Below are 14,156 nucleotides of genomic sequence, written 5' to 3'. Positions count from 1 at the left end.
GGACCCTACTGCGGCGACCCGGCCGGGAAGATCGCGCGCAGGCGCTTCTTGTCGGCCTTCCCGGCGTCGGTCATCGGCAGCTCCTCGGCCGAGATCCACCAGCGGCTCGGGACCTCGAAGCTCGCGAGCCGGGCCGCCGCGTGGGCCCGGAGGTCCTCCTCGTCGAGGGACGCCCCCGGCCGCAGCCGGACGGCGGCGGCGACCTCCTCGCCGAGGTCCGGGTGCGGGAGCCCGACGACCGCGACGTCCGCGATGTCGGGGTGGCTGTGGAGCGCGCTCTCGACGTGCGGGGCGGCGATGTTCTCCCCGCCGCGGATGACGATGTCCTTCGAGCGGCCGGTGATGTACAGGCGGCCGTCGACGAACCGCCCGAGATCGCCGGTGTGGACGAAGCCCTCGGCGTCGATGACCGCGGCGGTCGCCTCCTCGTCGTCCCAGTAGCCGAGCATCTGGCCCGGGGTGCGGGCGAGGACCTCGCCGACGCCCTCGTCGTCCGGCTGGGAGATGACGAGCTCGACGAGCGGGAGCGGGGCGCCGGTCGTGCCCGGATGCTCCTCCATGAGCCGCCCGGAGGCCGCCGCCATCGTGCCGCTCGTCTCCGTCATCCCGTAGACGTTCGTGACCCGGCGCTTCGTGTTCGGGAAGGCCGCCTGGATCCGCTCGAGCAGCTCGGCGGACACCGGCGCGCCGCCGAGCGGCACGGACCGCAGGCTCGCGACGTCGCGCTCGGGGAGGGAGGGGTGCTCGAGGACCCGGATCGTCATCGTCGGGATCGCGCCCCACACCTCGACGCGGTGCTTCTCGATGACCTCGAGGACCTGCCCCGCGTCGAAGCGACCCTCGAGGAAGCAGAGCTTGCCCGCCCCGAGCATCGCGGTCCCGAGCGCCTGGAGCCCGCCGATGTGGAAGAGCGGCCCGGTGAGGAGCGACACGAAGCCGGCGTCGTCCGTGAGCTGCTGGGGGAGACGGCGGGAGACCGCGAGCGACTGGTGCAGCGTCCCGATCCAGGACCGGTGCGCGAGCGTCGCGCCCTTGGGCAGGCCGGTCGTCCCCGCCGTGAAGACGATGAGGGCGGGGTCGTTCTCGTCGGCGCCCTCGGTGAGCGCGACGAGCTCCTCGAGCTCGCCGGGTCGCAGGCCCGTCTCCGCCGCTGCGTCGACGGTGGGGCGCAGGGTCTCGACGTCGATGGTCCGCACGCCGGAGTCGACCTTCGCGAGCCGCTTCGCGTCGCCGATCACGAGGGTCGGGGTGACGAGGTCGAGGGCGTGCTGGACCTCCTCCTCGCTCCACCATCCGTTGCCCGGCGCGACGATCGCGCCGGCGCAGATGCCGGCCCACAGCGAGACGACCCACTCGGGGGAGTTGGCCGCGAGGACGAGGACGCGGTCGCCGGGCCGGACGCCGTGCTCCTCCCGCAGGAGGCGCGTGACGGCGGCGACGGCCGCGAAGACGTCGCCGAAGGACAGCTCGCGGTCGCCCTGGACGAGGTGCGTCCGGTCGCCCCAGCGGGCGGCGTCGAGGAGCAGCTCGGCGAGGCGTCGCCGCCGCGGCTCGTAGACCCGGAACGGGACACCGCCGATCTCGGCGCTGGTCACGGTGTCGCCCCACTCGAAGCTCATGAGAAGAAGTCTATCGCAAAATAGTCGGGTACTAGAGTATTCTCTTCGTCATGGGACAGACCGAGACACGCGAGGAGCGCGAGGCGCGCATGCCGGAGGCGCGCCTCACCGACGAGCTCATCGAGTCGATGCGCAAGCGCGCGGGAACGCAGCTGCGCATCGAGCACTCGACGAACAACGAGGAGGCGACGCGCATCGCGATCGCGAAGTTCGCGGCGGGGATCGGCGACATCAACCCGCTGTGGACCGACGACGCGTACGCGACGGCGTCGCCGTACGGGGCGCCGGTCGCCCCGCCGAGCTTCATCATCGGCTGCTTCTCGGGCATCCAGTTCGGCTGGCCCGGCCTCGGCTCGTTCCACAACGTCTCGCGCTGCACGTTCCATCGCCCCATCTACCGCGGCGACGCAGTCCGCGCGACCTGCACCTACGACGGCTTCACCGGTCCGCGCCCCTCGAACTTCGCCGGCCAGATGGTCACCGACCTCTTCACGAACCGCTACCGGAACGACGACGGGATCGAGCTCGCCGAGATCCGCTGGGAGGTCGTCAACTTCGAGCGCTCCGTCGCGAAGGACAAGACGAAGGCGAAGTCGTCCTCCGGGTCCGGGCCCTCCCTGCCGCACGAGTGGACGCCCGAGGAGGTCGAGCGCATCGACGCCCAGGTCCTCGCCGAGATGCCGCGCGGGGAGGAGCCGCGCTACATCGAGGACGTCGCGGTCGGCGACCACGTGGACACGCTGACGAAGGGGCCGATCGGGCTCACCGACGAGATCGCGTTCGTCGTCGGGGGCGGCACGCCGATCCCGCGGCTCAGCGCGCACGCCGTCGCGCTGCACTCCTACGCGAAGCATCCGGCGTGGTCGTTCCGCGACCCGGAGACCGGCGCACAGGAGCCGATCTACTCCGTCCACTACAACCGCCACGCGGCGCGCGCGATGGGCGTCTCCTACCCCTACGACGTCGGCTTCCAGCGTCAGGCCTGGCAGGTCCACCACCTCACGCACTGGTGCGGCGACCACGGCTGGGTGAAGTCCTGCGAGGCGCGCTATCGCCGCTTCGTCTACCTCTCCGACGTCGTCGAGCTCTCGGGCACCGTCACCGGCGTCCGCGTCGACGACGACGGTGAGCACGTCGTCGACATCGAGACGCGCGCGGTCAACCAGCGCGGCGAGGACGTCATGCCGGGCAAGGCGACGGTGGCCCTCCCGTCGCGCGCGGCGCCGGGCGAGAGCCCCGCCGGGCGACGGGCGCGCTGAGTCGGGCGGGGCGCCGCGGCGTCCCCGACCGCGCGTCACTCCGCGTCCGTGACCCCGAGGTAGCGCGAGATCGCCTCGGCGCGGTTCACCGCGCCGACCTTGCGCAGGATGTGCTTGACGTGGCTCTTCACCGTCCCCTCGCGGATGACGAGCCGCTCGGCGATGACGTTGTTCGAGCAGCCCTTCACCATGAGCTGGAGGACCTCACGCTCACGGGCGGTGAGCAGCTCGTCGATCGCGTCGCTCGTCGGGAGCGCGTCGTAGCCGCTCACCCCGGCGTCGCCGCCCGGTCGGTCGGCCTGGTCGCGCACGAGCTCGAGGTCGGCGCCGGCGGCCTCGCTCACGATCCGCTCGGCGACGTCGAAGGTCTCGCGGATCTGCGAGCGCTGGCCCTCGAGGCGCTCGAGGATGACCGCGCGCTCGTAGAGGCGGCCGAAGCCCTCGGCGAACGCCCACACCGCGTCTCGGTCGGTCTCGTCGACGGTGCGGCCGCTCGGATGGTGGTCGGCGTGCAGGAAGCCGACGACGCGGCCCGCCGGGATGATCGGGGCGATGACGTGGGAGCGCGACGGCGCGAGCGGGGCGATCGGCTCGTGGAGGCGCACGGGCGAGCGCGAGTCGAGGACGAGCGCGGCCCGGCGCTCCTCCAGGACGCGACGCTCCGCCGGTGAGCTCGCGAGCGCCACCGGCTCCCGGCGGATGCGGTCCGCGAGATCCTCGTCGTCGGCGGAGTAGGCCATCCACGGGATCCATCCGTCTCCCTCGATGCGCGAGAGGAGGGCGCGCTGGACCCCGCAGCTCTCGACCGCGACGCGGCACGCGCGGTTGAGCAGCTCCGCCGACGACGAGATCGCGCGGAGCTGCCCGAGCCCCCTCTCGACGGCGGCGTCGAGCTGCGAACGCTGCTCGGAGACCTGGCGGTGGCATTCCACGGCGAGGTCCTGGGCCGCGAGCGCGAGCGCGAGGAGCTCCTCGGCGGTCTCGTCCATGTCCGTGCGCTCCGCGAGCCGCTCCCGCGCGGCCACCGCCACGGCCGGCAGGTTGTCGCCGAGCACGACGAGGTCGTCGGTGTCCTCGAGCCACTCGGCGTGGTCGGCTCCGAGGAGCGCGGCGGTCCGCGTGCGAAGCTCCGCCACGTCGCGCGCGAGGCCGCGCCGGACGCGCTCGCTGGTCATGGTCGTCGTCATGCGCGCTCGCGCCGGACGAGGTGCAGGTAGCGCGAGACGGCCTCCGCGCGGTTGCTCACGCGGAGCTTGCGCAGGATGTGCTTCACGTGCGACTTCACCGTCCCCTCGGAGATGACGAGCTGCTGCGCGACCGCCGTGTTCGTCGCACCACGCGCCATGAGCTCGAGCACCTCCCGCTCCCGCGGCGTGAGGAGGCCGTCGATCCTGGACGGGGGCCGGGTCCTCCCGGCGTGCGGTCGCTCCGGCGGCGTCACGGGCTCGTGCAGCGCGAGCTCGATGTCCGCCTCGCACATGCGGTCGATCGTCTCGGCGGCGTCGGCGAGCGCCTGGCGGAGCTGCTCGCGCTGGCTCTCGAGCCTGGCGATGAGCACCGCGCGCTCGAACAGGAGCCCGAAGTGCTCGGCGAAGAGGAAGAGGTCGTCACGATCGGTCTCGCTCACGGGCGGCTCGTCCGGACCGAAGCGGTCGGCGTGGAAGAAGCCGATGACGCGGCCGGTCGGCATGATCGGAGCCGCGACGTAGGAGTGGCTGCGGGAGATGTCGACGATCTCCTTGAACGTGCGGTTGTCGCTCGGCGGGTCGGTGATGATCGTCGGCAGCCGGCGCCGCACCAGCTCCGTCTCGACGAGCAGGTGCGCGAGCGGGATCTCCGCCTGGTCCACGTACGCCCTGAACGCCTCGCCGCCGTCGGGGTCGGCCCCCGGCTCGATGTGGAGGACCTCCGGCACCCACATCGACCCGCGGACCCGGGAGATCATCACGCGGTTGAAGCCGCACGCCGCGCAGGCCTCCCGCGGCGCCGCGTCGATGAGCTCGTCCGGCGTCGTGCACTCACGAAGACGGTCGAGCGCCCTGTGGATGCGCAGGAGCCCGTCGAAGCGCCGGGCGACGGCGTCGCGCGTCGTCGTCCACGCCTCCTCGTCGAGCTCCGCGAGGCGGTCGAGCGCATCGACGACCTCCGCGACGGTGCGCGGTGGGTTCTCGTCCAGCTCCTTGCGCAGGCTCGCGCGGACCTCGTCGCAGCGCCTCCCCGCGTCCGGTTCCGTCACAGCCGTCGCCATCCGCACTCCCCTCCCAGAGAGATAACCCGCCAGGAGGGTAACGCGCAGAGCGCGCGAAAGCGAGCGGAGGCGCGGCGCGGCGAGCCCCGGAGCCGTCACACGGGCCGCGGCCTGCGGCTACCATCCGTCGTCCATGGCGCACGACCCGGAGAAGCGGGAGGTCGAGGAGGGATCCCTCCGCCGCCGCGTGAGCGACGCGCTCGCGCAGATGGGGAGCCTCGGGCTCGTCGCCCTCTGCGTCGTCGGCTTCGTGCTCCCCGCGATCGCGGGCATCACGATGATCAGCCGCCTCGGCGGGGCCGGCTGGTTCATGTACGCCCTCGTCATGGGCACGTGGGCGCTCGTCTTCGGTCCGATCCTCGCGAGCGCCGCCCAGCTGCGCGAGAGCGGGAGCCGCCGCCATCGCGAGGAGAAGGCCCGCCGCATCGAGGAGCAGCGGCGGAAGTTCGGCCTGCACCACCGCATCGCGGAGGAGCAGGACGGCCCGGACGCCCCCTGAGCGGCGTCGCCGCGACTCGTCGCACAGACGCGAGAGGCGGCGGGCCTCTCGGCGCCGCCGCCTCGGGTCGACCGGGTGGGTCGTCGCTCGCCTACTCGTCGAAGACGAGCACGGGCTTGATGACCTCGCCCTTGTGCGACGCCTCGAACGCCTCGTTGATCTGCTCGAACGGGAAGGTCTTCACGACCTTGTCGAACGGGAACTCGCCGTCGGCGAAGTGCTTCGCGAGCTTCGGGATGAGCTCCTGCGGGTTCGCGTCGCCCTCGATGACGCCGCAGAGGTTGCGCCCGACGAGGAGGTGCCCCTGGTCGATCGTGATCTCGTGCTCGAGGCCCTGGAAGCCGACGGTCGCGCACGTGCCGGGCGTGCGGAGGCACTCGAGCGCGTTGCGGATGACCTCGTTCGTCCCGACCGCGTCGAGCGAGCAGTGGAAGCCGGGCGCAGCCGGGTCCATGAGGTCCCAGAGGAGATCCTTCGACTCCTTGGGGTTGAACGTGTGCGTCGCGCCGAGCTCCTTCGCGAGCTCGAGTCGCGCCGGGTTGATGTCGACGGCGGCGATGACGTCGCAGCCGCAGATCTTCGCGGCCATGATCGCCGACATGCCGACGCCGCCGAGGCCGAAGACCGCGATGTGCTCGCCCGGCTGCGGCTTGAGGACGTTGAAGACGGTGCCGGCGCCGGTCTGCAGGCCGCACCCGAGCGGGCCGAGCATCTCGATCGGGTAGCTCGAGTCGACCTTCACCGCGTTCGTCGCGAGCGCGATCGCGTGGCTCGCGAACGAGGACTGGGAGAAGAAGCAGCCGTGGACCTCCTCCTCGCCCTTGTGGAGCGGCGTGGTGCCGTCCATGCGCGTCCCGAAGTAGTTGAGCGGCGCGAACATCTCGCAGTAGGCGGGACGGCCCCTGTCGCAGTAGGTGCACTCGCCGCAGTGGCCGAAGGTGAGGACGACGTGGTCTCCGACGGCGAGGCTCGTGACCCCCTCGCCGACCGCCTCGACGATGCCCGAGCCCTCGTGGCCGAGGACCGTGGGCAGCGGGAGGGGGATCGTCCCGTCCATGCCGGTGGCGTCGGTGTGGCAGATGCCCGCCCCCTTGATCTTCACGAGGACCTCGCCCTCGGCGGGCGGGCCCACCTCGATCTGCTCGATCGACAGCGGCGCGTCGACCTCGCGCAGGACCGCGGCGGTCGCCGTCGCGCTCGCGGTCGTGTCGGCGCCTGCCTGCTCGGACATCGTCATGAAGTCTCCTCCCGGATCACGTGGTGCTCGCGAGACTAGGCGGGGTGCGACCGGGGCGCCTGCCCGGAAGGGGGGAACCCGCCCTCCCGGGAGGGAGATGAGGGCGCCCCGGCTCAGGCGTCCCCGGGGTGCGCATCGCGGGATCCGGACGAGGGTGCGCCCTCCGCGCCCTCATCGGTCGCCTCGTCACGCACCTCGTCGGCGGCGAGCCCGGCGCCGAGGACGACCGCGGCGACGGCGAGGAGCGCGATGAACGGCCCGATCCGCCGGTCGACCTCGAGGATGAACTGCCCGAGCGCCTCGTCCGGCGGAGCGCCGATCCGGTAGGCGACGCCGGCGAGCCCGATGACCGCCGCCCCCGCGAGCGCCCGGTAGGCGAGCGCGTCCGACGGACGCAGGACGAGCAGCGCGGCCGTCGCGGCCGCGACGGCGGCGAGGATGACGTCGAGCGTCCCGAGCCACTCCCATCCGGTCGTGAGCTCCTGGACCTCGATGCCGCCGCGTGCGCCGGAGTACCAGGGGAGGAAGAGCGCGACGACGATGAGGACCGCGCCGCCGAGCATGAGCGCCGGCCCGAGGCTCGGGGGCAGGGCCACCGCCTCCTCGTCCGCGGGCTCCTCGTGCGACGCGTCCCGGGCGGCCTCGGCCTCCACGGGAGGCGTCGCGAGCCGCTCGCGGCGGGCGGCCCGCTCGGTCCAGCGGCGGCCCGACCACGGCCGGTCGCCGCCGCGCTCCCCGGCGGGCGCCGGCGCCGTCTCCGGCGTCCCGGCGGTCTCCGCCTCCCGTCGCGTGCGCGCCTCCTCGGCCGCGCGGGCCCGCTCCGCCTCTCGCGCCCGCTCGCGCGCGGCGCGCTCCTCCGCGGCGCGTGCCTCTTCCGCGGCACGTGCCTCCTCCGCCTCCCGCGCCCGCTCACGTGCGGCGCGCTCCTCCGCCGCTCGAGCCTCCTCGGCGGCGCGCGCCTCCTCGGCCGCCCGGGCCTCCTCGGCCGCGCGGGCCTCGGCGCGCTCGCGGGCGGCGCGCTCCTCCGCGGCCCGTGCCTCGGCCTCCTCGGCGCGGCGCTGCGCCTCTCGCGCGGCCTCCGCCGCTGCCGCGCGCTCCTCCTCGTCGCGGCGACGCTCCTCCTCGAGCTCGCCGGCCGCGCCGAGACGGACGACGACCTCCACGTCGAGCCCCGCCTCCTCGATCGGCGGCTCGACCACGATGCCCTCGCGGGCGAGCGCGTCGGCGACCATGCGACGGTCGCCCTCGTCCGGATCCTGGATCCGCCAGGTGCCGATGAGCTTGCGAAGCGTCACGCGGCTCGGGCGGCCCCGCTTCTCGAGGTACTCGCGGATGCGCTGCTCTGCGGGTGGGGTCATGTCGACGAAGTGGCTCCTCGTGGTGGCCGGCAGGACGGGTGCCCGGCAGGAGGACGGCGCGGGACGGCGAACGTCCACGGATGGCGTGGGCGTTCGAGTTCGTCGAGGTGCGCCATCGCGTCGGGTCGCGGCGGGTGCTCGACGGGGTGAGCTTCGGCGTGAGGGTCGGCGAGGCCGTCGCGCTCCTCGGCCCGGCGGGATGCGGCAAGACGACCGCCTTCCGGCTCCTCGTCGGCCTCGACCGGGCGGACGAGGGCGCCGTCGTCGTCGCCGGGCGCGACGTCGCCCGCTCGTCGAAGCGGGTCCGGCGGCGTCTGCAGCGCCGGCTCGCGGTCGTCTTCCAGGCGGCAGGCAGCGACGGCTACGCGCTCTTCGACTCGGCCGACGTCCTCGAGAACCTGCTCTTCCCGATGCGGGAGGTCGGCCGCGTCCCCGCGCGCCGCCTCGAGGCGGCGGCTCGAGACGAGCTCGACCGGTTCGGGCTGCTCTCCCGCGCAGGGCTGCGTCCCTCGCAGCTCGACCGCGATGCGCGCAAGCGGCTCGCGCTCGCCCGCGCGCTCGCGCTGCGCTCCCCGCTCGTCGTCATCGACGCGCTCGAGGACGGGCTGCGCCCCGACTCGCTCCCGCTCGTCGTCGACGCGCTCGCCCGGGAGCACGCCGATCGCGGGACGAGCCTGCTCCTGACGACGCGCGACCCGCGCGTCGCGGCGGCCGTCGGCGATCGGGTCGTCGAGCTCGAGCAGCGCCATCCGTCCTCCGGCGCGGCGTCCTACGACCGGGATCCGAGCGAGCTGATCCGCAGGTAGCGCGAGACCGCCTCGGCGCGGTTCGCTGCGCGCAGCTTGCGGAGGATGTGCTTCACGTGCGACTTCACCGTCCCCTCGGAGATGACGAGGCGGCTCGCGATCCCCGAGTTCGTCTCGCCCGCGGCCATGAGCTTGATGACCTCGATCTCGCGCCGCGTGAGGAGCTGGTCGAGACGCGACGGGCCCGAGGCGAGCATCGCCGCCGCCCGGCCCGCCGTCGCCGAGTCGTCGCCCTCCACGTCGGCGACCGCGATCTCGGTGTCGCAGAGCTCGTCCATGAGCTGCTCCGTCGAGGCGACCATGCCGCGGACCTGGTCACGCTGCGCCCGCAGGCGCTCCATGAGGACGGTGCGCTCGTAGGCGTACCCGAACCCCTCCGCGAAGGCCCACAGCATCTCGCGGTCGAACTCGTCGACGTGACGGCGCTGGAAGTAGCGGTCGGCGTGGAGGAAGCCGATGACCCGGCCCTCCGGCATGATCGGCGCGGCGACGTAGGACCGCGTGTCGGCCGCGTCGACGATCGGCCGGTGGACGCGAGGGTCGTTCTTCGGGTCGGTGACGACCATCGGGATCCGCCGGCGCACCATCTCCGTCTCGAGGAGGAGGTGCGTCAGGTCGGCCGGTCGGTCCCGCGCGAAGGCGAGCAGCTGGGCCGCGCCGTCGGGGTCGTCGACGAAGTGGACGGCCTCGGCGACGAGGCGGCTGTCGTGGACCCGGAAGAGGATGGAGCGGTCGAAGCCGCAGGCGCGGCACACCTCGACCGGCGCGCGGTCGAGCATCCCCGAGACCGAGGCGACGCCGCGCAGCCGGGCGAGCCCGGCCTGGACGTCACCGAGCGCGCGCAGCCGCACGCTCACCTCGTGGTCGCGGTACTCGCGACGCAGGTCCTCCGCCTCGATGAGGAGGTCGCTCAGCTCGAGGGCCGCGTCGCGTCCGAGGGACGGGTCGGGATCGCGGAGACGCCCGACGAGGATCGGCCGCAGGCTGTCGAGGAGCTCGACGGCGCGCGTCGAGCCGTCGACCCCCTCCTCGCCGTGCCACTTCTCCCACCCGAGGACGCGTGCCACGCGGTCGAGCAGCGACACGGTCCGCAGCTCGAGGCGGGAGTCCGCGATCGACCCCTCCGACCGGGGGGGCCAGGCGGCCGGCGGGCGCGCTGGCGGGCGACCGTCAGCCGCCCGCGAAGGCACTCCGGCGTCCCCCCGCTCGAGTGCGCCCGACGCCATCGCCGTGCCCGTGGCCTATGCGTCCGGCGACCAGGGCGGAGGCGGGGCGGCGTTCTCCTTCTGGTCGCCCATGATCTCCTTCCACACGGAGAAGTCGAGGGAGCGCAGGATCGGGACGATGCGCAGGAACTTCCGCACCGGTCCCTCGTAGGCGATCTCGCCGCGCGTGATGGCCATCGCCATCTGCTTCTCGCGACGGATGACCTCGAGGAAGACCTCCGGGGTCCCGTACATCTGGACCTCCGAGGTCCCGGCGATCTCCGGCTCCGCCGTGATCGGCGTCTTCGTCAGGTCGAGCGTCACGCCGACGTCGTCGGCGTAGTGGATGTGGACGACCGTCTGCGCGAGCACGAGTCGCTCTGCGAGACGGGACTCGTTCGCGCCCTCGAAGAACCGGGCGGTGACGTCCGCCATCTGCTGAGGATCGATGGTCATCGTGCTCGTCGTGCCTCCGTCGTGCATCTCGGTCAAGGTGTTCTCCTCCCTCGTGCGGTCCGACGCCTCCCCGCGCCGGTTGCCGCTATGTTCGCTTCTTCGTTGGCGTCGTGAGGGGAGGAGGTGAGATGGCCGACCACGTGCCCGTGGACAGCGAGAAGTGGAGCGATGGCCCCCGCCTCGAGATCCCCGGCCTCGCGGACGCCGTCCTCGCCCTCTGGCAAGAGTCCGCCGTCGTCGCCGGTGAGGACGATACGGCCATCGCCGCTCCCGAGGACGTCGCGGGCGCCGAGCAGCTCCTCGACGAGTCCGCGACGTGGCTCGTCGGCGTCCTCGAGTCGCGTGGCGGGGGCGAGCGGGGCGACGAGGATCGCGCAACCGCCGCGCGCCTCCTCGTCCGTCACGGTGAGATCGCCGCGGACGTCAGCCAGGTGCCTCTCACCCGGCGCATCACGGGCTTCGCGCAGGTGCACGCCGCGCTCGGACGTCTGCGCAGCTCGGCGACCGTCGACCAGATGATCGAGCGCGCGCCCGCCGAGGTCGCGCGCTGCGGCTTCGACCGCGTGATGGTGACGCGTGTCGACGGAGCGGCCGCGACGCCCGCGAGCGTCCACGTCGTCGGCGACCCGGCGGCCGCCGAGGAGATCCTCCGGCTCGGCCGCGCGAAGCCGGCGCAGATCGATCACCTGCTCCTCGAGTCCGAGATGCTGCGCCGCCGCGGCCCGGTCCTCGTGGCCGACGCGCAGAACGACCCGCGCGTCCACGAGACGCTCCGTCGCGGCACCGGCACCCGCTCGTACGTCGCCGCCCCGATCATCCCGCAGGGACGCGTGGTCGGCTTCATCCACGCGGACTGCCACCGGCAGCGCCGCAGCGTCGACGAGTTCGACCGCGATCTCCTCTGGATGTTCGCCGAGGGCTTCGGTCACGCCTACGAGCGTACGGTCCTCCTGCAGCGACTGCGAGCGCTGCGCCAGGAAGTGCGCCGCGCGAACCACTCGATCCTCGCCGTCATGGACGAGTTCTGCGAGGCGGAGGTCGAGGTGGTGCGGGCCGGGCGCGGCGACGAGGGGGTCGCCCGGACGGCGGCGGCGATGTTCGTCACGTCCGACAGCCGCATCGAGTCGCTCCTCACCGCCCGCGAGCTCGACGTCATCCGCCTCCTCGCGACCGGTGCGACGAACGCCGAGATCGCGACGAAGCTCGTCGTCGCCGAGGGCACGGTGAAGTCCCACGTGAAGCACATCCTGCGCAAGCTCCGCGCGAGCAACCGCGCCGAGGCCGTCTCGCGCTACGTGCGGCTCACGCACGGCGGCTCCGAGGCCTGAGCTCCCGCGCCGCGCGCTCATGCGGCCGCCTCCTGCGTGAGCCCCAGCTCGTCGACGAGCTCGCGCTGTCCGGCGAGGACGCGCTCGAGTGACGATCCGCGCGCGTCGCCGACGGCGAGGTCCGCGGTGAGGGAGGCGAGCCCCTCGGCGGCTTCGCGCGCGAGGGGCGTCCAGCGGCGCACCCAGGACCCGATGGTCTCGCGGTTGTGCTCGCCGTGCTCGGGGTGCGCGCACGCGCTGCGGAGGACCTCGAGCGTCCATTCGCGGGCCCAGCGCGGCTGCACCTGCGCGGGTTCGGCGAGGACGGGCGTCGTCGTGTCGCCGTGGAGCGCGGCGGCGCGCAGCCCCCACTCGCGCCGGATCATCTGGCCGACGAGCGGATCGAGGCAGACGTTCACGGCGACGACGATCTCGCCCCAGTCCTCACGGAGGCAGACCGCGGACTGCGCGCGCCGCGCGGGCTCCCAGCCGCGTGCCGCCTCCCAGCGGGCGCGAGCCGACTCCAGTGGCAGGTGCCCGACGATGGACTCGAGATCCATCGCGTAGAGAACCACGGTCTGGGCCTGGCGCAGGAGCATCGACGCCTCGACGTCGATCGCGCGGGCCACGGGCCCCCACCGGCACGTCCTCGCAGCCCGGCTGAGCGCCTCGTGGGTCGTCTGGTACCAGAACGCAGCGACCTGCAGGTTGTCGCAGAGGAACGCGAGCCAGGTGTCGTCGACGTCGGCGAGGGCGGAGCCCTGCGTGATGCGCCGCACCGCGGACTCGACGCGTGCGGTCGCCCGCGACTCGCGCTCGAGCGTCGAGCTCCAGCGGGCGTGGACGGCGTCGAGCTCCACGTCCTCGGTCCCGCGGAGCAGGCCGCGCGGACGAGCGGCCGGACGCGCGGACGTCGACGTGCGGCTCTCCTCCAGGGCCATGGGGCGAGCCTACGTGACTCACGGAGGACGGGGGCATCGCTCTGGCGCGTCATCTTTCCCCCCCGGAAGGAGGATGCCCCCGCGCGGGTCGGGTTCGCGACGCGTGCGACGTGAAGGCCCGGAAAGGAGGTGAAGATCCCTCCTCGGAGGGATGGCACCCACCCGCTCCGCGCCTACGGTCGCCTCTCAAGCTCCGCCGGTCCGACGGATGGCTCCGGCGGCGCGACATGACACCCGATGAGGAGGATGCAGTGGCTTACTTCAACGACGCCGACGAGGTCTACAAGTACATCGGGGGCGCGTTCCGCGCGGCCCGCGACACCGAGGCCGGCCCCAAGATGGCGGCCGCGGACATCGACCTCCAGGTCTACTACTCCGATCCCGAGGCGCCGATGCTCATCAAGATGCACGGCGACAACATCGAGGTCTGCGACGGCGAGGACAACCCCGACGCCGACGTGAAGCTCTTCATGCCCGCCGACATCGGCGACAAGTACTGGCGCGGGGAGTACAACCTCGCCGTCGGCCTCGCGAAGGGCCACGTCAAGGCGAAGGGCCCGGTCAACAAGATCCTCAAGCTCGTGCCGCTCACGAAGCCGCTGTTCCCGATGTACAAGGACATGATCGCCGAGAAGGACGCCGCCGCCGCCTGAGGTCGCGCGGCTGCCGCGGGACCCGGCGCGAGCCGGCCCGCGGCACCCTCGGTGGGCGCCCCGCGGCGTCCGCACGGGCGCGACGGTTGATCCGGCCGCCCCGTCCGCCGGTATAAGTGGGGCATGGGCATCGGCTGGCTCATCCTCATCTTCTTCGGCGGCATCATCCTCTTCTTCTTCCTCCTGGGGAAGTTCACGGCCGGCTCCGGCGCCGACCTCGTCGACTGGGATCCGACCCGTCGCCAGGAGATGAAGCTCGCTCTCGAGGACGAGGACGCAGCCGACCTCCTCGAGATCACGAACCGCCGCCGGCGGGCGCACGGCCTGCCCGAGCTCTCGCAGGACGACGTGCGCGCCGCGCTCGCCCGCCAGCGCAAGTCGGGCGACCTCTGAGCGGGGCGCTCCGGCGCCTCGCCCCGGCCCTCCCGGGGGCTCCGTCGGACGGTCGAGGCGTCCCGATCCACCCCGGAACCGTCCGAAAGGGGGGGAGAGATCCCTCCCTCGGGTTGCGGCACGGCCCTTCCCCATCGGTCTAGACTCGCTCTGGCGGAGGGAGGCCCGGCGGTCC

At 73.1% G+C, this 14,156-nt stretch carries 14 protein-coding genes; 6 read left to right on the top strand and 8 right to left on the bottom strand.

Annotated elements, in window-relative coordinates:
* Positions 1 to 5: 5 nt before the first annotated feature.
* Positions 6 to 1,619, bottom strand: coding sequence for a class I adenylate-forming enzyme family protein (locus ACME2J_RS09550; protein WP_495544673.1), 1,614 nt, complete (start codon positions 1,617 to 1,619; stop codon positions 6 to 8).
* 50 nt (positions 1,620 to 1,669) lie between these two features.
* Between ACME2J_RS09550 and ACME2J_RS09545 the strand changes: the two genes are divergently transcribed.
* Positions 1,670 to 2,878, top strand: coding sequence for an FAS1-like dehydratase domain-containing protein (locus tag ACME2J_RS09545; protein ID WP_495544672.1), 1,209 nt, complete (start codon positions 1,670 to 1,672; stop codon positions 2,876 to 2,878).
* Between the two features lie 35 nt (positions 2,879 to 2,913).
* On the opposite strand, the gene ACME2J_RS09540 is transcribed toward ACME2J_RS09545, so the two are convergent.
* Positions 2,914 to 4,053, bottom strand: coding sequence for a LuxR C-terminal-related transcriptional regulator (locus ACME2J_RS09540; RefSeq protein WP_495544671.1), 1,140 nt, complete (start codon positions 4,051 to 4,053; stop codon positions 2,914 to 2,916).
* Between the two features lie 8 nt (positions 4,054 to 4,061).
* Complete coding sequence (locus tag ACME2J_RS09535; protein WP_495544670.1) at positions 4,062 to 5,126, bottom strand: helix-turn-helix transcriptional regulator; 1,065 nt, start codon at positions 5,124 to 5,126, stop codon at positions 4,062 to 4,064.
* A 133-nt stretch (positions 5,127 to 5,259) separates the two neighbouring features.
* On the opposite strand from ACME2J_RS09535, the gene ACME2J_RS09530 reads away from it, so the two are divergent.
* Entirely contained in the window at positions 5,260 to 5,625 is a 366-nt protein-coding gene (locus ACME2J_RS09530) for a hypothetical protein (protein WP_495544669.1), read from the top strand.
* Positions 5,626 to 5,716: 91 nt separating this feature from the next.
* Here ACME2J_RS09530 and ACME2J_RS09525 read toward each other — a convergent pair whose 3' ends face one another.
* Positions 5,717 to 6,856, bottom strand: coding sequence for an NAD(P)-dependent alcohol dehydrogenase (locus ACME2J_RS09525; RefSeq protein ID WP_495544668.1), 1,140 nt, complete (start codon positions 6,854 to 6,856; stop codon positions 5,717 to 5,719).
* Positions 6,857 to 6,975: 119 nt separating this feature from the next.
* A complete protein-coding gene (locus ACME2J_RS09520) occupies positions 6,976 to 8,220 on the bottom strand; it encodes a hypothetical protein (protein WP_495544667.1) in 1,245 nt (414 codons plus the stop codon).
* A gap of 80 nt (positions 8,221 to 8,300) precedes the next feature.
* Between ACME2J_RS09520 and ACME2J_RS09515 the strand changes: the two genes are divergently transcribed.
* The gene (locus tag ACME2J_RS09515; protein WP_495544666.1) at positions 8,301 to 9,026 is read left to right on the top strand and encodes an ATP-binding cassette domain-containing protein; all 726 of its coding nucleotides are present in this window, start codon (positions 8,301 to 8,303) and stop codon (positions 9,024 to 9,026) included.
* Here ACME2J_RS09515 and ACME2J_RS09510 read toward each other — a convergent pair.
* Together ACME2J_RS09510 and ACME2J_RS09505 are read right to left on the bottom strand one after the other, a co-directional pair.
* Complete coding sequence (locus ACME2J_RS09510) at positions 8,990 to 10,111, bottom strand: LuxR C-terminal-related transcriptional regulator (protein WP_495544665.1); 1,122 nt, start codon at positions 10,109 to 10,111, stop codon at positions 8,990 to 8,992. The two genes, ACME2J_RS09515 and ACME2J_RS09510, sit on opposite strands and share 37 nt — an antisense overlap.
* A 156-nt stretch (positions 10,112 to 10,267) precedes the next feature.
* Positions 10,268 to 10,723, bottom strand: coding sequence for a hypothetical protein (locus tag ACME2J_RS09505; protein WP_495544664.1), 456 nt, complete (start codon positions 10,721 to 10,723; stop codon positions 10,268 to 10,270).
* Between the two features lie 92 nt (positions 10,724 to 10,815).
* Here ACME2J_RS09505 and ACME2J_RS09500 point away from each other — a divergent pair, with 92 nt between their 5' ends.
* Positions 10,816 to 12,015 (top strand): LuxR C-terminal-related transcriptional regulator, encoded by a 1,200-nt coding sequence (locus tag ACME2J_RS09500; RefSeq protein WP_495544663.1) that lies wholly within the window; start codon positions 10,816 to 10,818, stop codon positions 12,013 to 12,015.
* Between the two features lie 17 nt (positions 12,016 to 12,032).
* Here ACME2J_RS09500 and ACME2J_RS09495 read toward each other — a convergent pair whose 3' ends face one another.
* Positions 12,033 to 12,935, bottom strand: coding sequence for a ferritin family protein (locus ACME2J_RS09495; RefSeq protein WP_495544662.1), 903 nt, complete (start codon positions 12,933 to 12,935; stop codon positions 12,033 to 12,035).
* A gap of 251 nt (positions 12,936 to 13,186) precedes the next feature.
* Between ACME2J_RS09495 and ACME2J_RS09490 the strand changes: the two genes are divergently transcribed.
* Together ACME2J_RS09490 and ACME2J_RS09485 are read left to right on the top strand one after the other, a co-directional pair.
* Positions 13,187 to 13,588 (top strand): hypothetical protein, encoded by a 402-nt coding sequence (locus tag ACME2J_RS09490; protein ID WP_495544661.1) that lies wholly within the window; start codon positions 13,187 to 13,189, stop codon positions 13,586 to 13,588.
* A 123-nt stretch (positions 13,589 to 13,711) separates the two neighbouring features.
* Complete coding sequence (locus tag ACME2J_RS09485; RefSeq protein ID WP_495544660.1) at positions 13,712 to 13,981, top strand: hypothetical protein; 270 nt, start codon at positions 13,712 to 13,714, stop codon at positions 13,979 to 13,981.
* Positions 13,982 to 14,156 lie beyond the last annotated feature (175 nt).

It is taken from the genome of Paraconexibacter sp., from assembly GCF_059438195.1.
This window is presented reverse-complemented; position numbering and strand designations above follow the sequence as displayed.